Source organism: Psychrobacillus sp. FSL K6-1415 (assembly GCF_038003185.1).
Lineage (GTDB): Bacteria > Bacillota > Bacilli > Bacillales_A > Planococcaceae > Psychrobacillus > Psychrobacillus psychrodurans.
The window spans coordinates 3,156,084-3,179,143 of the sequence record NZ_JBBOOQ010000001.1 but is presented as its reverse complement, the minus strand read 5'-3'; the positions used below and the strand labels follow the sequence as shown (position 1 = coordinate 3,179,143).

Sequence of the window (23,060 nt, the reverse complement as noted above, 5' to 3'; positions counted from 1 at the left end):
CACTGGAGTCGCCGCCTTGCGCTTCAATCAACGAGATCCACCTTAAATAAACGGGTAATATTAAAAAAAATTGTACTTTATGATGAAATAAGTAATCATTAAATAAATTGACTCAATACTAGTTAGGTTAAATGTCTTAAACATCTTTCGGTGTTTAGGACATTTTTTTAATAATCTTGTGGCAAATGCTGTCAGTCGTACCCCTGGAACTGTAAGAAAAAGATTAAGAAGCTTTTTTTTCTGATAACTAGCGAAAAAACACTTTCATATTCGTAAAGAAAGTTTAGGAAGGACAATTTTGGGATCTCTAGCACTACTCTATAGAATAGATGTTATCTAATTTTATGTCTGATACTCTGTTACTAATTCTAACTATAGAGTACTACTCTTACAATGATTGAAGAGAAAGGTGGCGACTCCAGCGGGAAATGCGTTAGGTGAAGACCCGCAGCGAAGCGAGGAGGCTGAGGCAACGCCCGCGGAAAGCGTCCACCTGAAAACGGAAATCAGCACGCACTTACGTTTGTCTAGTGAAGCTATATTCGCTTTGTCAAACTCTAACTCAGTTTGGTGAAACTCAAAAAATTGAAATCTATTTCAAACTTTTTTCACATGTTCTAGTTATAATGGAAGAAATGGGGGTGGATAGGTGAAGAAGTTATATATACTTTTGTTACTTTGCATTATTGGAGGTTGTTCAGAGGCAAGCTTTCCAGCCATCCCCTCAGATACTGATTTTGTCGCTAGCTTGAATACTCTAGGTGGAAGCATTGATTTTATATCCAAAGAGGCTGAAATACTGGAAACTTGGGAGCTAGAGGAGGCTTATACTGGTTTTACATTAGTGACAGATGATTTACTTCTAGTTTATGGATATGGCGTTGAGAAAGCAGCGCTAATTGAATTGTCTACAGGTAAACAGATTGCTTCGATTACTGTAGGTGAGGGTACTACCTACGCGTATGTATATGAAGAAAAAATTTATATAGCAAATGGCCAGAGTAATACAGTTTCTCTCTACAATACCAAAGGAAAAAAACTACAGACTAGTTTCACTGGTAATTATCCAATGGCGATGATTTCTGATGGAAGTAATATTTTTGTTGTTAACTTTAAAGATGAGTTTCTATCTGTACTGACTATGGATTTGGAGCAAGTGGATGAATGGATGATTCCGACCTCTTCTCATGGCCTTTTTTTACAGGACAATGAGCTTTGGCTAGGTGGTCATGGTGCAGGAAGTAGTCCCAATCGCACCATTAAGAGGATTAACATAAAAACCGGTGAGCTTATTGGCGAAATTGAAGCTCCATTAATGCCTATCAATATGGCAAGAGCACCAAATAGGCACATTTTCAGTGTAAGTCATGGAAGTAGCATGGTATATGAAATATCAGAAACCGGTGAAGTTCTAAACTCCATGAAAGTTGGAGCAAACCCGTTTTGGATAAGTTCATTTGGAGATAATATGGTGCTTGCTGGCTATGATGATCATCAATTATATTTTATCCAATCTAATGAAATTATAAAGGAAATACAGGTCGGGAAAGGCCCATTCCAATTAATAGTAAGGGAGGTTAAATGATGCCGACAATATTAGTCGTAGATGATGAACGGGAAATGCGTAAGCTAGTTGAACTTCATCTACATGAAGCTGGTCATCATGTACTCCATGCAGATAATGGCGAAGTCGCAATAGAAATAGTGCAAACCTCTCAAGTGGATCTAATACTCCTAGATGTGATGATGCCGGGCATGAGTGGCTTTGAAGTTTGTAAGGAGATACGTATATTTTCCTCCGTACCGATTATCTTTCTAACAGCATTAGATGCTAAAACAGACTTAGTCAAAGGGTTGAAGCTTGGAGGGGATGATTATGTCATTAAACCTTTCACTGCTATCGAATTAATGGCTCGTATAAATGCTATATTTCGTAGGGCAGGTATTTATACTAAAACTGATCAATATAAAGCAGGTATTATTGAACATGATCTAATAGGTAGACAAATTTCAGTTAATCATGCAAAAATTCAACTAACATTAAAGGAATACGAACTCCTCTATATTTTTATGAAGCATGAAGGAAAAGTTTTTTCTAGGGAGCAGCTATTAGAACGAATTTGGGGACTAGATTATGAAGGCGGAACTCGTACTGTTGATACACATATTAAGACACTGCGGCTAAAGCTAGGAGAACAAGCAGCTAAATATATTGAGACTGTGTGGGGTATTGGATATCGCTTTGAGGTTTTGGAATGAAAAAGTTATCCGTAAAAATTTGGATGCTACTTCTTTTATTCATAGCAATCACGATAGTGTTCTTAGTAATATTCACTAATTTTCTATATGAGGAGCTTTATGTCGAGGATAAGGAAACTTCGATGGTGGAGATTGCAGAAAACTTGCAAAAAACGTATAAGGGTGGAGCGGTTACAAATGAGTTCATCAAACAGACAGAAGACTTCAATCGTTTTTCTGACGTAGAGGTTTTTACAGTTCGGAATCCTCGGGAACTTAGCGCTTGCTTGCCATTTGATGTAGACTATGAGACCTTAATTGGACATGAGGAACGTGCCCAGCTGATTGAAGGCGAGGCGGTTATTAAGCGAGGCTATGAGAAGAGGTTTAATAGAGAAGTTGTATCCGTTATTTATCCATTAGTTGATGAAAATAGGCTAGAAGGAATTATTTATGTATATGTACCATTAACGAAAATGACCGAAATGGCTTCGAAGGATGTAATTTTTTTATTGATAACAGTATCTTTTCTTCTACTTATAATGGCATGGGCCAGTTTGAAGACATTGCAAAAAGTGCTTGTTCCGTTAGATAAGCTTAAATTAGCAGCCAATGAAATGACAGCAGGAAAATACGAGACGCGAGTTGACATAAAATCCTCTGATGAAATTGGAGAACTCGCCAAAACCTTTAACCTAATGGCAACGTCTATTCAAGAAGAGGACGAGAAAAAAAGAGATTTCTTATCTATTGTCTCTCATGAGCTACGGACTCCTATTAGTTATATAAAAGGGTATGGGGAAGCATTTGAACAGGAGCTCGTTCCAGAGGAAAAGAATAAAGAGATTTACACACTTATTGTGCAAGAGGCAATACGAATGCAGAAACTGACAAATGATTTACTTACTTTAGCACGTTCTGAACAGCATCAAGAAATGGACATAACACCATTAGTATTATCAGAGGTTGTACGCGAGGTATTGCAACTCGTAAAAACATTGGCAGACAAGAAGCAAATCTCTTTTACTGTTACAATAGATGAGGAAACAATTCTAAGAGCAGATGAGCAAATGACTAAACAAATATTGATCAATATTTTAGAAAATGCTATTCATTATTCCCCTGTTTCATCCACCATCGAGATAGGAAATGAAATGACAATGAGCGAAACAACAATTTTTATAAAAGATCAAGGCTGTGGAATTGCACAAGAGCATTTGGCGCATATTACCGAAAGATTTTATCGTGTGAATAAGGCCAGAAGTCGTATAGATGGGGGAACTGGACTTGGCTTATCCATTGCCTCTCAACTTATCGAAATGCAAAAAGGAAAGCTAGTATTCACAAGTCAAGTAGAAAAAGGAACAACTGTTTATATAACATTACCAACTTGGGGGGATTCATTTTTATGAAGAAAACATTAGCAGTTCTTGTATTTGCAACTATGACACTGGTGGGTTGTGGAGATAAAGAAGCAACTGAAGGGGCATCATCAAGTCATAATGAAGGTACATTAGAAGAAGTAGTAGTAGACATTCAAACGGCTAAAACACTATCTGTAGAAGATGTTGTATTATCTGCAAAAGTAAGCCAATCGGATGAAGCAGTAGATGATGCTACTGTTGAATTTGAGGTATGGGAATCAGGTTTGCGTGAGGAAGGTCATATGGTAGAGGGAAATTTAACCGAGGATGGCGTGTATGAAGCGAATTACTCATTTGATCATGATGGAGTCTATTATATGTTTGCCCATACAAATGCAAGGGGACTTCATGTTATGCCGAAGCAGGAACTGATTGTTGGAGAACCGGATATGAGTAAAGTAATTCCGGATGAAAGTGATGATTCAATGAGTCATATGAATCATGAATAAAAGGCTTGCCAAAGAAATAAGATGAGTGTATTATAATGACTAGATGACCGAAATGGTTTTCTAGTCATTTTTTTTATAGGAGTTGAATAAGAATGGATCGTAGGCAGGAAATATTAGAGGCTGCGACAAAATCTTTTTCTCTTTTTGGCTATAAAGCTACTACGATGGAGCAAATAGCTAAAATAGCGAATGTTGGTAAAGGGACAATCTACACTTTTTTTGAAAATAAAGAAGTCCTTTTTCAAGAAATTGTCCTTCGTATTATTACAGAGATGAAACAAGAAGCGACAAAAGTGATTAAAGAAGATGCTTCTTTCCAAGAAAATGCGTATGCAGCCTTGATGAAAATGCTAGAATTCCGGGATACTCATCAATTGTTTGCTAAAATTATTGCGGAAGAACAGGAATGGAGAACGCCAGCGGTAAAGCAGGTGAAGGCGCAAATAGAGCAAGCCATTGTTTCTTTTATCAAACAGAAGATTGATAAGTATATGGATCTAGGAGAAGTTCGCCAGGTAAATAGTGAACTAGTTGCATATTTACTCTTAAAAGGGTATTTGGCGTTTGTTAACGACTGGAATTTAACTCACGAAAAACCTTTAACAGAACAGGAAATTACAGACTTTTTTCAAGACACTATTTTCCAGAGTCTCATTATTTGAGACTAATTTTTTGGAATGAAATGACTGATTGAACGAATTGGTCATACAGTATTAGGAGGAGTATTAATGATTAAATCAGAATGGAAAAGTATATTTACAAATAGGAAGCTACTCATTCCTATAATTGCAGTTTTGTTTATACCTGTAATGTATGCAGGAATGTTCCTATGGGCATTTTGGGATCCCTATGCAAATTTAAGTGATCTACCGGTAGCAGTAGTAAATGCCGATGAGGGTGCTGAGTATAACGATACTAGTTTAACTTTAGGGGATGACCTATCAGAGAAGTTAAAAGAAAGTGGACAGTTCAAGTTTGTTTCAGTTTCAAAGGAAGAAGCAGATAAAGGATTAGTAAATGAGGATTATTATTTATTAATTGAAATTCCAGAAAACTTTTCTCAACATGCAACAACATTATTAGACGAAGAACCTCAAAAAATGGTCATTACGTATAAAGCTAATGAAGGATATAACTTCTTATCCTCTCAAATAGGGGAAACCGCAATGGACCGAATTCGTGCGGAAGTAAATAAGCAAGTTTCAGCAACTTATGCGGAACAATTATTTGATTCTATTACGAAATTAGGTGACGGATTTGCTGAGGCATCGGATGGAGCAGGCGCATTAAAAGATGGAGCAGTAGAAATAAATACTGGCGCATCTGATTTAAAAGGCTACTTAGAACAGTTGGCAAGTAGTACAGTCGAACTTCGAGATGGCACTAGTACAGTTGTGGATGGTATTCAGAAAGCCGCAACTGGTTCAACCGATCTAAATAGTGGTTTATCCACACTTACAGATGGAACAAAACAATTAGCAGACGGTGTCAATCAAACTGCTACAGGTGCAGAACAATTGAACAGTGGGATTCAAACGTATACAAGTGGAGTAGCTAAACTTAATGAAAGCTATCAATTGCTAAGTGAAAAAGAAAAAGAATTAATAAACTCCTTAGCTACATTACAATCAAGTAGTGTAACTATAAATAATAGTGCAAATCAGTTATCCGAAGGTTCTACTCAGGTAACTGCTGGAATTCAAGCATTATCACAACAATTAAATCAATTATCAGCGTCATTACCAGCTGAACAGGCAGCACAACTAACAGAAACGATGAAACAGCTAGAAACTGGTAGTTCTTCAGTATCATCAGGTTTAGAAAAGCTGGCTAATGGTACAGCAGCCCTATCAAAAGGAACTACTCAAGTAAGTAGTGGAGCAGGACAGATTAGTGAGGGCTATAAACAAGCACAGCAGGGAATATCGCAATTGAATAATTCTTCAGGTGCATTAAAAGAAGGTTCAGCAAGCTTAGCAACAGGAACTAGTACTCTAGCTTCTAAGATGAACGAATTAGCAACAGGTGTGCAACAAGCATATGTAGGCTCCAACAATTTAGTAGCTGGTCTAAACGAATTAGCGGCTGGCTCAAGTCAGTTAAAAACAGGTACAGGAACATTAGCAGATAAATCTGGAGAGTTAGCAGATGGTTCATCTAAACTAACAGAAGGAACGGAACAATTAGCAGAAGGAACGGAAACTTTACAATCCAGCTTAATGGATGCTAGTGAGCAATCAAAAGAGGTTTCAGCAAATGATTCAACCTATGACATGGTAGCGTCACCAGTTGACGTGGAAGTTGAAGGAGTGAACGAAGTACCGAACTATGGTACAGGATTTACACCCTACTTCTTATCACTTGGATTATTTGTAGGTGCATTACTTATATCTATTGTATTTCCATTTGTCCAGTCGGCGATTAAGCCTACAGGCGGTGCATCTTGGTTTATGAGTAAGGTATCGGTATTAGGGATAGTTGGGATTATTCAATCTCTAGTAGTTGTAGCTATTGCTTTGTTTGCCTTGAAATTAGAGACACAAAGTGTAGGATTATTTATATTATCAACAATCATTACAAGTTTTACTTATCTAGCAATAGTCCAATTACTTGTAACGGTACTTGGTGATCCAGGTCGCTTTGTTGCAATTGTTATATTAATACTTCAATTGACAACTAGTGCTGGTACGTTCCCATTGGAACTAATACCACAGCCATTGCAAATCTTTAATAAGTTCTTACCGATGACTTATTCAGTGCAAAGCTTTAAAGCTTCCATTTCGACTGGAGACATAAGCAACTTCTGGTCAACTAACGGCGTGTTATTAGGATTTATGTTTGTGTGTCTTGCTCTAACTTTGGGGTATTTCATGCTAGTGTTCAAAAAACGTCACTCTAAAGAAACAGTTGAAGCATAATAATTTGAAGACGCTGGGACAGAACCCAAAAACAGCATTTTTCTCTGTGAGAAAAATGCTGTTTTTTTTGCTGTGCACAAAATTGATTTCCATTCCTGGGACGCTTTCCACGGGCGTGGCCTGAGCCTGTAGTCTCAGGCGTCACGCTATTCCCGTAGGAGTCGCCCTCCATTCCAGAATGGTGTGGAAACCCATTTTGATGGGATTGGGGCTTAGCAGATGTTCTGGGAATGATTGTTTAATATGCGGCATGTCCTAGCATAATGCGACCATTATTAGATGGTCTATTTTTATATCCAAAACATTAAGGTGATCTCAGATAAGAATTGTGAAATGTTACACTTACACGCTGCATTTTAGTTTAAGAAGGAAAAACTAATTATTTTCTAGAACAGCGGTAGTTTTGTTAAAGAAGCTTAATTTTATAGTATCAACTATTAATACCTAGTGATAAAATTAATTAATAGTCTTAATAATATTGATATGGGGGATTAAATGATGTTAGATACTCAAAAAATTAAGGAAATAATTAGGCATCGATATCCATTTCTATTAGTTGATAAGATTTTGGAATTAGAAGAAGGAAAAAGAGCGGTTGGTATAAAAAATGTGACAGCAAAAGAGGAATATTTTAACGGGCATTTTCCCAACTACCCTGTTATGCCAGGTGTATTAATTGTTGAGGCATTAGCTCAAGTAAGTGCAGTTGTGATGTTAACTAAAGAAGGAAACCAAGGTCGATTAGGGTTATTAGTAGGAATAGATAAATGTCGTTTTAAACAGCAAGTAAAACCAGGAGACCAACTTCGTCTTGAGATTGAAATCACTCGATTAAAAGGACCTATTGGAAAAGGCACAGGTATAGCTACGGTTGACGGGACATTAGTTTGCGAAACAGAAATAACATTTGCATTTGGTGATTAAAATCTCGTGCAATATATGGGTAAATTCGTTTTTCTTATTGAATTTACGGTGCAAGTTAGTTGAATAAGGATATTTCCTATTTTAAGCGAATAATAATTTCAAACATCTTAACACGAATACATGTATTGAAAATAACAGGAGCATGGGAGGTATCAGATATGAAAATCAATAGAATAGATCATGTGAGTATAAACGTAAATAATCTTGCAGAGGCTAAAGCTTTTTTTCTTGAGTTAGGACTTGAAGTGCATGCGGAATGGGAATTAGATGGTAAGCAGTTGGATAAAATTGTTGGGCTTAATGATGTTAAAACGGCATGTGTAGGAATGGGGATGCCAGGTGGTCAAACATGGATAGAGCTAGTCAAATTTTGTACGCACTCAGACGAAAAAGACCTTGAGCTACCCTCTGCAAATACACTGGGTATCCGACATATTTGCTTTGCTGTTGAAGATATTGATGCTGTTGTTGCAAAATTGAAAAAGAGGGGTACGGAAATCTTTAGTGAGGTACAGCAATATAAAGAAACTTATAAGTTATGTTACGTTCGTGGTCCAGAGGGGATTATTTTAGAGTTGGCGGAGAAACTAGGATAAATATTCAATGGACTTATAACAATTTATATTTCAAACTTAAAGATCTCTTATTAAATTATCGGATGCTTTACTTCAAGAAGGAGTAAAGCATTTTTCTCTTATTGAACTAATGCGGCAGTTTAGCGGAAGATGAGTAATCCTACAAAACGGTGCACAGAATGTCGGATGAATACATACAATTCCTGCTATTCTATTGATGAAAGGAGGTCGTATAATGGATTCGCTTAAAAACATGAACGATGCAATGAAGTATATTGAGGAAAACCTAACTAATGAAATAGACTTCAAGATGGTGGCTATGCTGGCTCATTGTTCCGAATATCATTTCAAAAGAATGTTTTCTTTCCTTGCAGGAATTACATTGTCAGAATATATTCGCCGTAGACGACTAAGTTTAGCAGCATTTGAGCTAAATATCAGTAACATAAAAATTATAGATATTGCGATTAAATACGGATACAATTCACCGGACTCTTTTACTAGAGCTTTTCAACATTTACACGGTGTAACACCATCTGAAGCAAGAAACAATGGAAAGCAGTTAAAGGCCTATCCACTAATGACCTTTCAATTATCAATTAGAGGAGGAAGAGAAATGAATTATAGGATTGAGCAAAAAGAAGCATTCAACATAGTCGGTATCATGAAAAGAGTTCCTATTATCTTTGAAGGAGAAAACCAGGGAATTACAGAAATGTGGAAGTCTTTGACCATGGAAAAAATAGATCAACTAAAAAAACTCTCTAATGTTGAACCTTTAGGGATGATTCAAGCATCTACAAATTTTTCTGAAGGCCGCATGGAAGAAAAAGGGGAGCTTGATCAGTATATAGGAGTTGCAACTACACAAGAATTCCCCGAACAACTTTCAAAACTAGAAGTTCCTGCTTTAACATGGGTGATATTTGAATCAACAGGACCTTTTCCTAGTACGCTACAAGAAACTTGGGGAAGGATTTATTCCGAGTGGTTTCCGTCTTCCAGTTATCAAGTAACAGTAGGACCTGAGATATTGTCGATTAAAACTAAAGATCTAACTTCACCGTCTGTGAAGAGCGAAATTTGGATTCCAGTTTTGAAAAAATAAATTTAATTAAAGATAAATGAGCTGTTTTGGCAGCTCTTTTATTAATAGATGGGATGATTGTGAAAGTATACACTTAAACTAATGCGGAAGGTTAGTGTAACTCTAAAACAAGCGGTGCAGGTTAGTGAAGAAAATTATAATAACTAAAAAAGGAGATATTGAATGAAGAAAAAGATTAACATAGGTTCATTTATCTTATCAATAATTTGTATTTTATTATTTCTCCTTGTTTCATTTTCAGGTCTGATTGATTATTCCGTTATGGGTACACACCCTTTAACTCTGGTTTTATATATTACATTGCTAACTTTAATTTTAGGAGTATTAGGTTTTTCAGGTATTCATGATTGGAAGGGAATGGCGAGGAGTGTGACTACATTAATTATTACATCAGGGTTATCAGCGTTTTTGACTTTCGTTATTTTTTTTGGAAGTTTATAGATAACTAGGTGCTTTACTTCATGAAGGAGTAAGGCTTTTTTTATTGAACTAAACGGTAGGTTAGTTCAATAACAAATTATATGTTTATTGTATTGAGAATAAAGTACCTTTAACTTGACAATAAAATTACCTAAATTATAATGGATATTACAGACTCCTGAAGTCTTTAATTTTGAGAGAGGATGAAACATATTGCAATCAAATTGAGGAGGGATTTTTTTATGGAAAAGAATTTATTTAAACATCAAGTATGGAAGTATGCTTGGGATAATAATCCAAACAATTCTTTAAGAATTATGCAAAGACTAGGTCAAGGTAATTTTAAACAGAAGAGTTCAAAAAATGGGCGATATCATATGAAATAGATTAATAAATGTAAATAACATTTTTTTTACTTTAATTATAGATATAAAAGATCTTTTATGGTTGTTATAAAAATAGGGAGGTAATAAAATGAATGTATTTGATTGTATCGTTATTGGTGGAGGTCCATCTGGGTTAAGTGCTAGTTTAACTTTAGGTAGGGCTAGGAGAAAAATTGCATTATTTGACGATGGAACGAATAGGAATAGAGTCACACATGAGTCACATGGATTTATTACTCGAGATAGGATAAAGCCGCAAGAGTTCAAAGAAATAGGCTTAAAAGAATTGGAAAGGTATCCATCCATATCATATTTTAAAGCAACAATTACTGAAATAATTAAGGATATAGATAATGATAGATTTATTGTCAAAACACATGATGGTCAGGAATGTGTTACAGAAAAGATTATGTTGGCTACAGGTATTCAAGAGGTATTTTCTTTTCAAAGTGTAAGAGATTATTATGGGAAAAGCCTTTTTAGTTGTCCTTATTGTGATGGTTGGGAGCTAAGGGATAAGCCATTAATTGTAATGGCAGAAAAAGAAGAGCATGCACTGCATATGGCTAAATTAATTTATAACTGGTCGCAGGATTTAGTTGTCTTAACAAATGGAGTTCAACTATCTAAAGATGGAGTTACAGAGTTACAAAAACGCAATATCAAAATTAAATCAGAGCCGATTAAAAACTTAATAGGTAATAATGGTTATCTACAAAAAATTGAATTTGTAACAGGAGAAACGATCTTTAGATCAGGTGGGTTTGTTGTTCCATCTTTTTATCGTCCGAATAAATTTGCTGAGATACTAGAGTGTGAAATTCAAGAAAATGGTACAGTTGTAACAGATGGTGTTGGTAGAACTACACAAAAGAACATTTATATTGCGGGAGAAACTGAAAAATCGGGACCATCCTCATTAATTATTTCTGCTGCCGACGGCAATAAAGCTGCCGTTTCCGTTAATACCGATTTAACTATGGAACGTTTTTGATAAAGTAATAATCTCCTCCCTTTAGTCAAACCGAGTGATTTTTAAAAAATGACATCAAAATACAATGAGTTGGAGATGCACTTTCCAGCTCATTTAAATGTGCATTTTGAATCAACCTTATCTTTAACGTAGACCTTTTATTATTAAAATTAGAGCAATAGAATCTTAAGTATTGCATATTTCATCAATTTATATTATATTAATTGATGTATCAATTATTGACGTGTCAATTAATATAATAAAAAGGAGTAACTACAATATGCTTAAATATCAAAAAACAAATGATTTCAATGAAATTGTATACGGTCGTCGTTCCATTAAGGTATATGACCCCTCGGTTAAAATCAGCCGTGAAGAAATGACCGAAATTATAGCTCAAGCTTCAAAAGCTCCATCTTCTATTAATTTTCAGCCTTGGAGATTTGTAGTCATTGACAGCGAAGAAGGAAAAGCAAAGCTTGCAACACTTGCTAAATTCAACAAGGATAAAGTATTAAGTTCATCTGCGGTGATCGCTGTCTTCGGTGACCGAAATAATTTTGATTATGCCGAAGAGATATTTAGCAAAGCGGTTCAACTTGGATATATGCCTCAAGAAGTTAAAGAAGCACAATTAAATTATTTTAAACCGTTTTATGAAAATATGTCCGATGAGCAAATGAAAGATATAGTTATGCTGGATGCAGGTCTTGTTTCCATGCAACTTATGCTAGTAGCTCGTTCATTCGGGTATGATACGAATCCTATCGGTGGATATGAGAAAGACAAGATTGCTGAAGCATATGGTCTGGACAAAGAACGTTATATACCGATTATGTTAATTTCCATTGGTAAAGCCATTAATGAAGGTTATCAATCATATCGTCTGCCTGTCGATACAACTACGATCTGGAAATAAGATAGAACCTTTTGAATATAAATTGGTGGATAAGTTACCATTTCGAGTTGTACTTTAAAAAATTTTGTATTATATTTTATTGACAGGTCAATAATTGAGGATTCAATAAAGTAGTAGACACTCGTATATGTTGGCCACATAAAACTATTTAGGAGGTCAAATGATGCGTTGTTCACTATCTAATCATGAACAAATCTTACATCTGCTTAAAGGGCTTAATAATCAGATTAGCCCTAAATTTGAACGGTGCACAGGCATTAGCTCTTCACGCTATGAATTGCTACACCAGCTGTATGAAACAGATGAAATCAATCAGTCCACGTTGCAAAAAGCTGTTAATATAGATAGTGCTGCTATCACTCGCCATCTAAAACAACTTGAGGCAAACGGAATGGTCGCTAGACGAAGAAATCCTAACGATAATAGAGTGATATTTGTTCGTCTTACAGAGGAAGGGCGCAAACAAATTGTTGGTTACAAAAAAGAAAAGGTTAATTTCGTAAACCAAATGCTTCATGATTTTAACCAAGAAGAATTGGAAACCCTATCTGACATGCTTAATCGTATGCAAAATAACATAAGTGAATACTAGAATTTTTAACTTCAATTGAATAGGATCTTATCAATTGTAAGTCTTAAGTATAAATAATCTAACATAAAGGATGATAACTATGATTATAATTCATGCACATCTCCAGGTAAAAATGGATCAAGAACAAGCATTCTTGGAAGAAGCCAAAACACTTCTTGCAGCAACAAGAGCTGAAAAAGGTAATATTAGCTACGATTTGATGAAATCTACTGACCAAGATTATCATTATACAATGATTGAACTTTGGGAAGATGTAGAGGCTACTAAAGTCCATAATACGAGTGAACATTTCACAGCTTTCATTCAAAAAGCTCCGTCTTTTATGGCCACACCGATGGACCTAAAAGTATTTGACGGAGAACTTGTACAAGCCTAAATTTTATATTAAATACCAAACACCTCAAGGATTAAATCCTTGGGGTGTTTGTTTTTGTTCATATTTTATATGATAAAAAATCCCACTAGACAGGGGAGAATCTAGTGGGCAGTTCTTTCAATTATTAAAGTGTCGTGCATTTATCACAGTGGTTCCCGTAGCATTCATGTTGTTCTTCTATTGTTTCACCACATGTTGCACATTTCTTAGCGGGCAGGTTACGGAAAAATTCAATTACGTTTTCTAACATAGTTGTTCCACCTCCATCTGTTATATAACTGTTTTAATTGTTTTTATTGTAGTATAACACAGTTCGATTTGTCAACATATTAACTGAACTTTTGATAAAATAATTATAAAGGAGAGATGAACATGTATTTTATTGATAATAAAGGAATTACAGATCCACGTATTAACTTAGCAATTGAGGAGTACGCATTAAACACAATGGACGTTGAAAAGGATTCTTTTCTTCTGTTTTACATAAATCAGCCTTCTATTATTATTGGGAGAAACCAAAATACAATTGAAGAAATAAATACTGATTTTGTAGAGAAAAATGGCATTATCCCAGTACGTAGACTTTCTGGAGGGGGTGCTGTGTACCATGATTTAGGAAACCTGAATTATAGCTTTTTAACAAAGGATGACGGAGAGAGCTTTCGTAACTTTAAAAAGTTCACACAGCCTGTTATAGATGCACTTGCAAAAATGGGTGTAAATGCAGAGTTGTCTGGAAGAAACGATATTTTGGCTGAAGGGAAAAAAATCTCTGGGAATGCTCAATACTCTACTCGTGGACGTATGTTCAGCCATGGAACATTGATGTTCGATACAGAAATAGATGCTGTTGTATCTGCCTTAAAGGTAAGCAAAGAAAAAATTGAATCTAAAGGTATTAAATCAATTCGTAGTCGTGTTACGAATATAATCGAGCTACTAGAAAATCCAATGACAGTCGAAGAATTCCGTTTAGAACTTCTCGCTTCCATTTTTGAAGGGGAAGAAAATATACAATATTGGGAGCTAACAGAGCAGGACTGGGAGAATATCCATAAGCTTTCAGAAGAGCGTTATCAACAATGGGATTGGAACTACGGTAAATCACCTAAATTCAATATGAAGCATTCGCACCGCTTCCCAGTTGGAGGCGTAGATGTTCGTTTAGATGTAAATAAAGGAATGATTGAAGAAGTGAAAATCTTCGGAGATTTCTTCGGTGTAGGTGATATGGCTGAAGTAGAACAGCTTCTAACTGGAAAACCGTACAGCAAAGAAGGAATCGAAGCTGCATTAACAAACATAGACGTCCCTAAATACTTCGGTGGTATTACAAAAGAAGAGCTTGTTCAATTAATTTATTAATAAATGGAAGAGAGTCTGACGTATGTTGGGCTCTTTTTTGATATGATAAAGTAAGAACTGTTTTTGTGGAGGAGGATTATTGTGACAACGCATCGTGTGTTAGTTGTAGAGGATGATCGAAAGATAGCATCTCTACTTGCAGATACTTTAAGGAAATATCATTACGAGGTGCATACTATAGAGGATTTTGAACAAATAGTGGAGGAGTTTACTGCGTTTGATCCTCATATTGTGTTGCTGGATGTAAATTTACCATCGTATGATGGATATTATTGGTGTCGCCAATTGCGCCAATTAACTACTTGCCCGATTATATTCGTTTCTGCTAGATCTGGTGAAATGGATCAAATATTTGCGCTAGAAAATGGTGGAGATGATTTTATCACGAAGCCTTTTCATTATGAAATCGTCCTAGCTAAAATAAGAAGTCATTTGAGAAGAACGTATGGTGAATATGCCGCGAAGCAGGAAGAAAGAGTTATCAAGGTTGGTAGGTTACAGCTTTATATGGAACGAATGGAGTTACATACCGTACATGGTGAAATTCCACTTCAAAAGAAAGAGTGTACGATATTAGAATTATTGCTAAAAAGCCATCCGAAGCTGGTGACTAGGGAGCAACTATTAGAGGAACTTTGGGATGACCAGTCATTCGTTGATGAGAATACATTAAATGTAAATATGACAAGAGTTCGAAAAAAGTTAAGTGACTATAATGTTTTGTCTACAATTGAAACTGTTAGAGGAGCAGGATATAGATTAATCCTGAGCTCGGAGGAGTCATAATATGATTCGATTGTTTATAAAGGAGCATTTAGTTTTTTTAGTTTTTCAGGTTTTATTAGTATTATTTGTAATGCTGCTATATTGGCTGGATGGTTTCCGAAATGTAGATACTGCGGTGTATTCCATTGTTATTACTAGTATATTGACCATGACCTTTTTAGGGACATTATTTGTAAAAAAGTATGCATTCTATAAAAAGATTCTATCTGTGCCTACTAAGATTGAGGTTGTATTGCAACGAGAGGCGCAGTCCCCGGAGATAAAACAAATCGAGAAGTATTTGCAGCATATTTATCGTTTGTATCAAAAGGAAGTACAACTTCTATATGCTAGGCAAAATAGACATTTACAATTTATGAACAGCTGGGTACATCAGATGAAAACACCTATTTCGGTTATAGAGCTGATGACTCAAGGGAATGATCAAGTAGATGCAGCTGGTGTTTCTGAAGAAATGGATCGACTGAAGCGTGGTCTGGATGCAGTTCTGATGAATGCTCGGTTAGATACATTTGAAGAAGATATGCAAATTGAACAAATTGATATAAAACAGCTTGTTATGGAAGTGGTATCTAGTAACAAGCGATTATTTATAGGAAGTCATGTATTTCCGGTTATATCTATTGAAGAAGATTGTACGGTTACTTCAGATTCGAAGTGGTTACGGTTTGTAATAGCTCAATTTTTAACAAATGCGATTAAATATACTTTTGAGGAAAACAAAAAGGTATACTTTGAAACTACCTTTGAACATAATCAGGTCATTTTATCCGTAAGAGATGAAGGAATTGGCATACCTGTCTCAGATATGAAAAGAGTGACAAGAGCTTTTTTCACTGGAGAAAATGGCAGGAAAACTGGTGAATCTACTGGAATGGGATTATATTTGGCACAGGAAATTTGTCATAGATTAGGACATGAGATGAAAATAATATCAACAGTGGGAGAAGGAACGACAGTATCGATTGTATTTGAACAACAAGAAACTTCAGAACGAGGTGAGCTCGATGTCGATATTAACACTGGAAGAAATAACGAAGGTATATGAGGGGAAAGTCGCGCATTTAGCGATAAATCAACTAAGCTTCGAGGTAGAAAAGGGAGAATTCCTTGCAGTTATGGGCCCATCAGGTAGTGGGAAAACAACTCTACTCAATTTGATATCAACAGTCGATAGCCCAACTTCAGGAGATATGACGATTAATGGTTTAGATCCTATGAAATTGAAAAGCAATGATTTGTCATTATTCCGGAGAAGACAGCTTGGCTTTGTTTTTCAGGACTTTAATCTACTTTCAGCATTAACTGTGGAAGAGAATATGGTATTGCCATTAACATTAGATGAACAGCCGATAAACGTGATGAAACAAAAAGTAAATAGTATAGCGGAACAGCTTGATATTACCTCTATTTTAGAAAAAAGACCATTTGAAATTTCCGGGGGACAAGCGCAAAGAACAGCAATTGGACGCGCTTTAATACATGAACCTTCTATTATACTGGCAGATGAGCCAACCGGAAACCTGGATTCAAAAGCTGCAAAAGATGTGTTAGAACTGTTATCTAATGTCAATAAAAGAAGTAATACGACCATTATTATGGTGACACATGATCCAATTGCTGCAAGCTACTGTGATCGTGTTTTGTTTATAAAGGATGGCGAGTATTTTAATGAAATATATAAAGATGACCGAAGACAAACGTTCTTTCAACGTATTTTAAATGTCTTATCTTTACTGGGTGGAAATGTAAATGACCTTTCGACAATTCGCTTATAATAATGTCATTCGAAATGCACGTGTATATGCTGCATTCTTATTGGCGAGTATTTTTTCAGTTTTAGTGTTTTTTGTCTATTCAATGTTAATGTTTCATCCCAATATTGAAGATCAATTTTTACAGAATATCGCTTTTGGCGGAATGTTCATTGCACAGGTTATTTTAATAATATTCACTTTGTCTTTTTTATTTTATTCGATGAGTGCTTTTCTAGAGGCTCGTTCACAGGAATTTGGAGTCCTATTAAATTTAGGGATGGACAAGCGTCAGCTTAATCGGATGATTTTCTTAGAAACGATGATATTAGGGTTTATATCAACAACTGTAGGTATCTTTTTTGGATTTGCTTTTTCTAAGTTTTTCTTTATGGTTATTCGAGAGATGTTTTTACTTGATAATCTACCGTTATATTTGTCATGGAAGCCTTTTACATTGACTATTCTTGTATTTTTATCATTGTATATCATTATTTCCTTTGGTAGCTCAGTATTTATACGTAAAAAGAATATAATTCAGCTTCTAAAGGGATATGGTAAACAAAATGAACAAGAGGCTTATAGTAAGGGAAGGGCAGTATTTGGATTATTGCTGCTTTTCACTGCTTATAGTTTAGTTTTATTATCTCTTTTTCAAATTAAAGTATATATGAGCTTTATCATTATTTTCCTGGCATTGGTTGGCACTTATCTGTTCTATACAGATAGTGTTTTGTATTTGTTAGGAATTATTCGAAAGCGTAAGAATTTGTACTGGCATTCATTTCGATTGATAGCATTTGCAGAAGGTTCTATTAAAATAAGAGAAAATGCTCGAATGTTTTTCATAGTTACGGTTGTTTCGACAATAGCTTTTCTTTCAGTAGGTGTTGTAACTTCGTTTACTTCTTTTACAGCGCAATATAGGGAAATGAATCCAGTCAGTATTTTCTATTCAAGTAATTGGGATAATCCTTTTGAGGAAGAGCATGTGATGAAACTATCTCAGGAGCTTCAAAGGGAGGGGTTGTCTTATGACTTAGTTAAGCTCTCTGTAAAAAAACAAACTTCTTCTAATTTGCGTAGCCAAGTAAATCTTATAAAAGAATCGGAAGTAAATAGTTTAGCGGTTGCATTGAAAATTCCTTTGATCGACCTGCAAAATGGGGAAGCATTGATCATACCGAATAGACGTGAAGACTACGAAGGCTTAAGGATTGAAGACGAGCAAACGGTGCTAGAGGAAAGCAGTGTACCTATTCAGATTAAAGGAATCTATGATCGCTTGATATTCCCATCCATTGCCCTTAAAAATAGATCGTTAATCATTAGTGATGAGGATTACGAACTTATTACTGAGCCTTTATATGGATATGGCTTAAGGGAGTCAAACATAACATTTTATGCTTTTCATGTTTCCGAGTGGCTTCGCACGAAGGATGTCGGCACTGACTTAGACAGAATTATGACTCAAACCATGGGAACTTCAGATATAAATCCCAATGCTTACTATTTCTTTAATCCTGGCTTAAATTATTCTATCATCCGTGCTACATTCTCTTTATTGTTATTTACAGGTTTGCTTGTAGCAGCAGTATTACTGCTTGCAGCTGGGAGTTTTGTGTACTTTAAGCTTTATACAGATTTAGAGCGCGATAAAAAACAATATGATGTACTTCGTAGAATGGGCGTTACGGATCGAGAGTTAGTGAAAATAGTAAATCGCCAGTTAATTCCTCAGTTTTTCCTGCCTTGGGGATTGGCTATGGTGCATAGTACGTTTTCGTTTATGTTTTTACAAGCATTTTGGGTCGACTTAGCAGCAGTTTCCATAGCAATGGAAATGTTACTTGTATTAATAGCATTCACTATTATTCAAGTTTCTTATTTCTTTTTGATTCGTTGGAGATACATTTCCCATATACAATAGTGAAAAGAAGGTTACAGGAGTAGCCTTCTTTTTTGGGTATAAGAACTTTTTAATACGGCAAATGAACTAGTAGTAATTTTCTTCAGCAATTCTTAAAGTATGAAATTAAAGTATTTAGAAATAGAATATTAAATCTGATTAGCGCAAGTAATGTTCATATTCTAGTTTTTCTTGAATTGTCAAAACTTTTCTTATATAATGAATACGGGGATAATGAATGGTGATTCATTCAAAAAAGATGGGAGACGAGAGTATGAGTTTAGTTTCACGTGTTCAACAGATTGCTAGTGAGCATCCGGAGAAGGTTGCCTATCATTTTATGGGGAAAGATACTACATACGCAGAATTCGATCAGTCAGTTGAGCTATTTGCAGGGGCATTAAAGTCAATTGGTGTGGATAAAGGCGATAATATTGGTTTTTTACTAGGGAACTCACCACATTTTTTAATTTCTTTATATGCTACTATGCGAATTGGTGCGACGGCAGTTCCGATTAATCCAATTTATTCGCCAGATGAAATCAGTTACATTGTAAAAAACAGTGATGCTAAGGTAATTATTGCTCTGGATGCATTATTGCCTTTAGTAGAGAAAGCCGCTGGAGTTTTCACTTCGGTTGAAAATTACATTATTTGTGAAACGCAGCCGGCTACTGTTCAAAAACTAGCTGATTTACCAGAAGAATTGAAGACAAAAGTGAAACCGTTTTCAATGATGATTTCTTCATCTATACTGGGTACTTCTGCAGTGGATACAGACCCAGATGATATTGCTGTAATCTTATATACTTCTGGAACTACCGGTCATCCAAAGGGTGCAATGTTAACATACAATAATATTTACTCTAATGCTCGTGATGTTGCAGAATACTTGAAGATTAATACAGAAGATCGTGTAATAACAACTTTACCTGTATTTCATGTGTTTGCACTAACAGTAGTTGTGAATGCGCCATTACTAATGGGGGCAACCCTTCTATTAATTCCAAGATTTACCCCACAAGAAGTGTTTAGTGTTGCAAAAGAGCATCAAGCAACAGTATTTGCAGGTGTTCCAACCATGTATAATTTCTTGTATCAATTCCCGGAAGCCAATGTAGAAGATTTTTCAAGTATTCGCTTAGCAATTTCAGGTGGATCTTCATTACCAGTTGCACTGTTACATAACTTTGAAAACAAGTTCAATGTTCGTGTATCAGAAGGATATGGTTTGTCGGAGGCATCACCGGTAACATGCTTTAACCCAATAGACCGTGATCGTAAGCCAGGTTCAATCGGAACAAATATCGTAAATGTGGAAAATAAAATCGTCAATGAACTTGGAGAAGAAGTTCCAATAGGTGAGGTAGGAGAACTGATCGTTCGCGGACCTAACGTCATGAAGGGTTACTACAAGATGCCGGAAGAAACAGAAAGTGCAATCCGCGATGGCTGGTTATATACTGGAGATCTTGCAAGACAAGACGAGGAAGGCTATTTCTTTATCGTTGACCGAAAAAAGGATATGATTATCGTTGGTGGCTATAATGTATATCCACGTGAAGTAGAGGAAGTGCTATTTACACATCCTAGTATAGTTGAGGCAGCAGTTGTCGGAATTCCTGATCTAAACTTTGGAGAGGAAGTGCTTGCATTTGTTGTCAAAAAAGATCCTACGTTGACAGAACAACAGTTACAAGACTATTGTTCAGAAAAACTAGCAAAATATAAAGTGCCTAAGAGGATTGAATTCTTAGAGGAACTTCCTAAGAATACAACGGGTAAAATCCTACGACGCTCTTTAAAAGCACAAACAGTTTAAAAGATAAATTTATCGCTCCTCATGTAATCTTGAGGAGCTTTTTTTATAGACTTTCATAGAAACTAGAAGGAAAAAGATTTCGAATGTCGAAATAAATAGAGAGAGTAGATTTAAATAGAGGGGGATTTTTAAATGATTAAAAGAAAACTAGAAGCAACCGATTTATTTGCAATACAATCGATAACAAATCCTGTGATTTCACCAAACGGAAAGGAGGCAGTTTTCATTCGTACGGAAATGCACAAAGAGGATAATAAATACTATGCTTATTTATATCACGTAGATATCGAAACGGATGAAATAACACAATGGACCCATTCGAAAGAAAAAGTGTCATCCCCTAAATGGTCAGCAGATGGGAAACAACTAGCATTTCTATCAAATCGTGATAAGAAAAATCAGATTTACATTATGTCAGCTAGAGGTGGAGAAGCAAAACGGCTTACAAAATTTAAAGACGGTGTTTCTAGTTTTATTTGGTCTCCTTGTAGTAAAAAGATTTGGTTCTCTGCTTCCTTTAAAGACGGGGAAAGTTGGACGGACGATGCTGAAAAGGAAGATAAGAAACTACCGGAAGCTTATATTGTTGAAAAAATGAAGTATCATAGTGATGGAGTAGGTTTGTTACCTAAAGATACAAACCGACAAATTGGATCTATCGTTATAGCATCTGGAGAAGTTAAAGCCTTTACAGATGGTACATTTAATCATAGTCTTCAGGCAATTTCTCACGATGGGAAAAAACTAGTAATCGGTGTGAATCGTGATGAAAATCAAGATTTTTCATTCCGTGAGACTATATTATTAATCGACGTTGAAACGAAAAAAGAAACGGTAATTATTGAAGAAAGCGGATATTTTGGAGGAGCAACATTCTCAGCAGATGATCAATATATTGCCTTTGGAGGAATGCTACACACATTTAAAAATGCAACACATGCAGAGGTGTATGTATATGAAGTGAGAACTGGCAAACTTCAAATACTTACTGAAGGTATTGATGCTCCAGTAGGGGATTATGCAGGAGCAGATATCCAACAAGGAGCAAGTGCACCTGATGTTGTTTGGACAGAGCAGAATCACCTCTATTTCCAACTATCCACAATGGGGGATGTACGTTTGTATTTCGCGTCTCTTGAAGGGGAGATTTACCCAGCAACACCGGAAAACGAGCATGTATATGGATACGATATTGCGGGTAATGGAACCTTTGCTCTTGCGACAATAAGTAATGCAATATTTCCCAGGGAATTATTTAAACTAAATTTGGCGACTGGTGAAAGAATTGCTCTCACTAAATTTAACGAAGAGTTGTTAAATGAAGTAGAGCTTGTCGAACCAGAAGCCATTGTGTATAAAGGCCTTAATGATTGGGATGTCCACGGTTGGTTAATGAAACCGACAGGCTACCAGGACGGAAATAAGTATCCACTTATTGTAGAAGTTCATGGTGGACCTCATACGATGTATGCGAATACATTTTTCCATGAGCTACAACTATTAGCGGCGCAAGGATATGGAGTTTTATATGTAAATCCACGTGGAAGTCATTCATATAGTCAACAATTTGTTGACGCTGTTCGCGGAGATTACGGTGGTGGTGACTATGAAGATATCATGGCTGGAGTAGATTATGTGTTGAAGGAAAATGATTGGATTGACAAAGACCGCTTAGGAGTAACAGGTGGGAGCTACGGTGGGTTTATGACAAACTGGATTGTAGGGCATACAAATCGCTTTAAAGCAGCGGTTACGCAACGTTCGATTTCAAATTGGATCAGTTTTTATGGAGTTTCTGATATTGGATACTACTTCACACCATGGCAAATTGGTACCGATATGACGGATATTGATAAACTATGGGATGCGTCTCCACTCAAATACGCAGCTTACGTAGAAACACCTTTATTGATATTGCATAGCGAAAATGACTATCGTTGTCCTATCGAACAAGGGCAACAGCTATATATTACGTTAAAAGCTATGGGGAAAGAGACAAGTTTCGTGCGTTTCCCGCAATCCGATCATAATTTATCTCGAGTAGGACTGCCTAATTTAAGACAAACACGACTTGATCAAATCACGAGCTGGTTTGCCAAATATATTGGTTAACAGAAAAAAG

23 protein-coding genes are annotated in these 23,060 nt (G+C 35.9%); 22 read left to right on the top strand and 1 reads right to left on the bottom strand.

From position 1 onward, the window contains the following. The first annotated feature begins 649 nt into the window (after positions 1 to 649). From MKY60_RS15295 to MKY60_RS15225, 15 genes are all read left to right on the top strand, one after another. Positions 650 to 1,585, top strand: a complete 936-nt coding sequence (locus tag MKY60_RS15295) for a YncE family protein (protein WP_340880307.1) — start codon at positions 650 to 652, stop codon at positions 1,583 to 1,585. Further along, positions 1,585 to 2,259 (top strand): response regulator transcription factor, encoded by a 675-nt coding sequence (locus MKY60_RS15290; protein WP_340880306.1) that lies wholly within the window; start codon positions 1,585 to 1,587, stop codon positions 2,257 to 2,259. The genes MKY60_RS15295 and MKY60_RS15290 overlap by 1 nt, the downstream gene beginning before the upstream one ends. Then, positions 2,256 to 3,650, top strand: a complete 1,395-nt coding sequence (locus MKY60_RS15285; protein WP_340930467.1) for a sensor histidine kinase — start codon at positions 2,256 to 2,258, stop codon at positions 3,648 to 3,650. Before MKY60_RS15290 ends, MKY60_RS15285 begins: the two co-directional genes overlap by 4 nt. Further along, on the top strand, positions 3,647 to 4,111 hold the full coding sequence (locus MKY60_RS15280) for a FixH family protein (protein ID WP_093496569.1): 465 nt from the start codon (positions 3,647 to 3,649) through the stop codon (positions 4,109 to 4,111). Before MKY60_RS15285 ends, MKY60_RS15280 begins: the two co-directional genes overlap by 4 nt. 92 nt (positions 4,112 to 4,203) lie before the next feature. Then, positions 4,204 to 4,773: a TetR/AcrR family transcriptional regulator gene (locus MKY60_RS15275; RefSeq protein ID WP_241598970.1), complete on the top strand. Its 570-nt coding sequence runs from the start codon at positions 4,204 to 4,206 to the stop codon at positions 4,771 to 4,773. Positions 4,774 to 4,839: 66 nt separating this feature from the next. Continuing rightward, positions 4,840 to 7,029 (top strand): YhgE/Pip domain-containing protein, encoded by a 2,190-nt coding sequence (locus MKY60_RS15270; protein ID WP_340880304.1) that lies wholly within the window; start codon positions 4,840 to 4,842, stop codon positions 7,027 to 7,029. Positions 7,030 to 7,527: 498 nt separating this feature from the next. Then, the gene (gene fabZ / locus MKY60_RS15265; RefSeq protein ID WP_340931107.1) at positions 7,528 to 7,953 is read left to right on the top strand and encodes a 3-hydroxyacyl-ACP dehydratase FabZ; all 426 of its coding nucleotides are present in this window, start codon (positions 7,528 to 7,530) and stop codon (positions 7,951 to 7,953) included. A 158-nt stretch (positions 7,954 to 8,111) separates the two neighbouring features. Next, positions 8,112 to 8,549: a VOC family protein gene (locus MKY60_RS15260; protein WP_340930464.1), complete on the top strand. Its 438-nt coding sequence runs from the start codon at positions 8,112 to 8,114 to the stop codon at positions 8,547 to 8,549. Between the two features lie 214 nt (positions 8,550 to 8,763). Then, a complete protein-coding gene (locus tag MKY60_RS15255; RefSeq protein WP_340880301.1) occupies positions 8,764 to 9,636 on the top strand; it encodes an AraC family transcriptional regulator in 873 nt (290 codons plus the stop codon). 162 nt (positions 9,637 to 9,798) lie between these two features. Continuing rightward, entirely contained in the window at positions 9,799 to 10,077 is a 279-nt protein-coding gene (locus MKY60_RS15250; protein WP_340880300.1) for a hypothetical protein, read from the top strand. 221 nt (positions 10,078 to 10,298) lie between these two features. Next, entirely contained in the window at positions 10,299 to 10,442 is a 144-nt protein-coding gene (locus tag MKY60_RS15245) for a hypothetical protein (RefSeq protein WP_340880299.1), read from the top strand. A gap of 88 nt (positions 10,443 to 10,530) precedes the next feature. Next, on the top strand, positions 10,531 to 11,436 hold the full coding sequence (locus MKY60_RS15240) for an NAD(P)/FAD-dependent oxidoreductase (protein ID WP_340930462.1): 906 nt from the start codon (positions 10,531 to 10,533) through the stop codon (positions 11,434 to 11,436). Positions 11,437 to 11,695: 259 nt separating this feature from the next. Beyond that, complete coding sequence (locus MKY60_RS15235; RefSeq protein ID WP_090566594.1) at positions 11,696 to 12,334, top strand: nitroreductase family protein; 639 nt, start codon at positions 11,696 to 11,698, stop codon at positions 12,332 to 12,334. Positions 12,335 to 12,497: 163 nt separating this feature from the next. Further along, on the top strand, positions 12,498 to 12,926 hold the full coding sequence (locus MKY60_RS15230; RefSeq protein WP_093496559.1) for a MarR family winged helix-turn-helix transcriptional regulator: 429 nt from the start codon (positions 12,498 to 12,500) through the stop codon (positions 12,924 to 12,926). Positions 12,927 to 13,005: 79 nt separating this feature from the next. Next, positions 13,006 to 13,302, top strand: coding sequence for a putative quinol monooxygenase (locus MKY60_RS15225; RefSeq protein WP_340930461.1), 297 nt, complete (start codon positions 13,006 to 13,008; stop codon positions 13,300 to 13,302). 124 nt (positions 13,303 to 13,426) lie between these two features. Here the strand turns inward: MKY60_RS15225 and yhfH are convergent, their stop codons facing one another. Beyond that, positions 13,427 to 13,552, bottom strand: coding sequence for a protein YhfH (gene yhfH / locus MKY60_RS15220; protein ID WP_093496558.1), 126 nt, complete (start codon positions 13,550 to 13,552; stop codon positions 13,427 to 13,429). Between the two features lie 122 nt (positions 13,553 to 13,674). On the opposite strand from yhfH, the gene MKY60_RS15215 reads away from it, so the two are divergent. The 7 genes from MKY60_RS15215 (at position 13,675) to MKY60_RS15185 (ending at position 23,050) form a co-directional block, all read left to right on the top strand. Continuing rightward, positions 13,675 to 14,667, top strand: coding sequence for a lipoate--protein ligase (locus MKY60_RS15215; RefSeq protein WP_090566605.1), 993 nt, complete (start codon positions 13,675 to 13,677; stop codon positions 14,665 to 14,667). Between the two features lie 81 nt (positions 14,668 to 14,748). Next, a complete protein-coding gene (locus tag MKY60_RS15210; protein WP_093496556.1) occupies positions 14,749 to 15,453 on the top strand; it encodes a response regulator transcription factor in 705 nt (234 codons plus the stop codon). Between the two features lies 1 nt (position 15,454). Beyond that, the gene (locus MKY60_RS15205; RefSeq protein ID WP_093496555.1) at positions 15,455 to 16,501 is read left to right on the top strand and encodes a sensor histidine kinase; all 1,047 of its coding nucleotides are present in this window, start codon (positions 15,455 to 15,457) and stop codon (positions 16,499 to 16,501) included. Continuing rightward, entirely contained in the window at positions 16,461 to 17,231 is a 771-nt protein-coding gene (locus MKY60_RS15200) for an ABC transporter ATP-binding protein (protein WP_090566614.1), read from the top strand. Before MKY60_RS15205 ends, MKY60_RS15200 begins: the two co-directional genes overlap by 41 nt. Beyond that, positions 17,206 to 19,137 carry an FtsX-like permease family protein gene (locus MKY60_RS15195; protein WP_093496554.1) on the top strand — a complete coding sequence of 644 codons (1,932 nt, stop codon included), beginning with the start codon at positions 17,206 to 17,208 and terminating at the stop codon, positions 19,135 to 19,137. Before MKY60_RS15200 ends, MKY60_RS15195 begins: the two co-directional genes overlap by 26 nt. A gap of 253 nt (positions 19,138 to 19,390) precedes the next feature. Further along, positions 19,391 to 20,938: a fatty acid--CoA ligase family protein gene (locus MKY60_RS15190; protein ID WP_093496553.1), complete on the top strand. Its 1,548-nt coding sequence runs from the start codon at positions 19,391 to 19,393 to the stop codon at positions 20,936 to 20,938. A 132-nt stretch (positions 20,939 to 21,070) separates the two neighbouring features. Further along, positions 21,071 to 23,050: a S9 family peptidase gene (locus tag MKY60_RS15185; protein ID WP_340930457.1), complete on the top strand. Its 1,980-nt coding sequence runs from the start codon at positions 21,071 to 21,073 to the stop codon at positions 23,048 to 23,050. The last annotated feature ends 10 nt before the right edge of the window (positions 23,051 to 23,060 follow it).

Bases quoted from the DNA above. Each gene is read 5' to 3' on its own strand.
- MKY60_RS15205 (WP_093496555.1), top strand. From the start codon at position 15,455: ATGATTCGATTGTTTATAAAGGAGCATTTAGTTTTTTTAGTTTTTCAG.
- MKY60_RS15245 (WP_340880299.1), top strand. From the start codon at position 10,299: ATGGAAAAGAATTTATTTAAACATCAAGTATGGAAGTATGCTTGGGAT.
- MKY60_RS15270 (WP_340880304.1), top strand. From the start codon at position 4,840: ATGATTAAATCAGAATGGAAAAGTATATTTACAAATAGGAAGCTACTC.
- MKY60_RS15230 (WP_093496559.1), top strand. From the start codon at position 12,498: ATGCGTTGTTCACTATCTAATCATGAACAAATCTTACATCTGCTTAAA.
- MKY60_RS15235 (WP_090566594.1), top strand. From the start codon at position 11,696: ATGCTTAAATATCAAAAAACAAATGATTTCAATGAAATTGTATACGGT.
- MKY60_RS15185 (WP_340930457.1), top strand. From the start codon at position 21,071: ATGATTAAAAGAAAACTAGAAGCAACCGATTTATTTGCAATACAATCG.
- MKY60_RS15195 (WP_093496554.1), top strand. From the start codon at position 17,206: ATGACCTTTCGACAATTCGCTTATAATAATGTCATTCGAAATGCACGT.
- MKY60_RS15200 (WP_090566614.1), top strand. From the start codon at position 16,461: ATGTCGATATTAACACTGGAAGAAATAACGAAGGTATATGAGGGGAAA.
- MKY60_RS15255 (WP_340880301.1), top strand. From the start codon at position 8,764: ATGGATTCGCTTAAAAACATGAACGATGCAATGAAGTATATTGAGGAA.
- fabZ (WP_340931107.1), top strand. From the start codon at position 7,528: ATGTTAGATACTCAAAAAATTAAGGAAATAATTAGGCATCGATATCCA.
- MKY60_RS15225 (WP_340930461.1), top strand. From the start codon at position 13,006: ATGATTATAATTCATGCACATCTCCAGGTAAAAATGGATCAAGAACAA.
- MKY60_RS15290 (WP_340880306.1), top strand. From the start codon at position 1,585: ATGCCGACAATATTAGTCGTAGATGATGAACGGGAAATGCGTAAGCTA.
- MKY60_RS15250 (WP_340880300.1), top strand. From the start codon at position 9,799: ATGAAGAAAAAGATTAACATAGGTTCATTTATCTTATCAATAATTTGT.
- yhfH (WP_093496558.1), bottom strand. From the start codon at position 13,552: ATGTTAGAAAACGTAATTGAATTTTTCCGTAACCTGCCCGCTAAGAAA.
- MKY60_RS15285 (WP_340930467.1), top strand. From the start codon at position 2,256: ATGAAAAAGTTATCCGTAAAAATTTGGATGCTACTTCTTTTATTCATA.
- MKY60_RS15240 (WP_340930462.1), top strand. From the start codon at position 10,531: ATGAATGTATTTGATTGTATCGTTATTGGTGGAGGTCCATCTGGGTTA.
- MKY60_RS15280 (WP_093496569.1), top strand. From the start codon at position 3,647: ATGAAGAAAACATTAGCAGTTCTTGTATTTGCAACTATGACACTGGTG.
- MKY60_RS15215 (WP_090566605.1), top strand. From the start codon at position 13,675: ATGTATTTTATTGATAATAAAGGAATTACAGATCCACGTATTAACTTA.
- MKY60_RS15260 (WP_340930464.1), top strand. From the start codon at position 8,112: ATGAAAATCAATAGAATAGATCATGTGAGTATAAACGTAAATAATCTT.
- MKY60_RS15190 (WP_093496553.1), top strand. From the start codon at position 19,391: ATGAGTTTAGTTTCACGTGTTCAACAGATTGCTAGTGAGCATCCGGAG.
- MKY60_RS15275 (WP_241598970.1), top strand. From the start codon at position 4,204: ATGGATCGTAGGCAGGAAATATTAGAGGCTGCGACAAAATCTTTTTCT.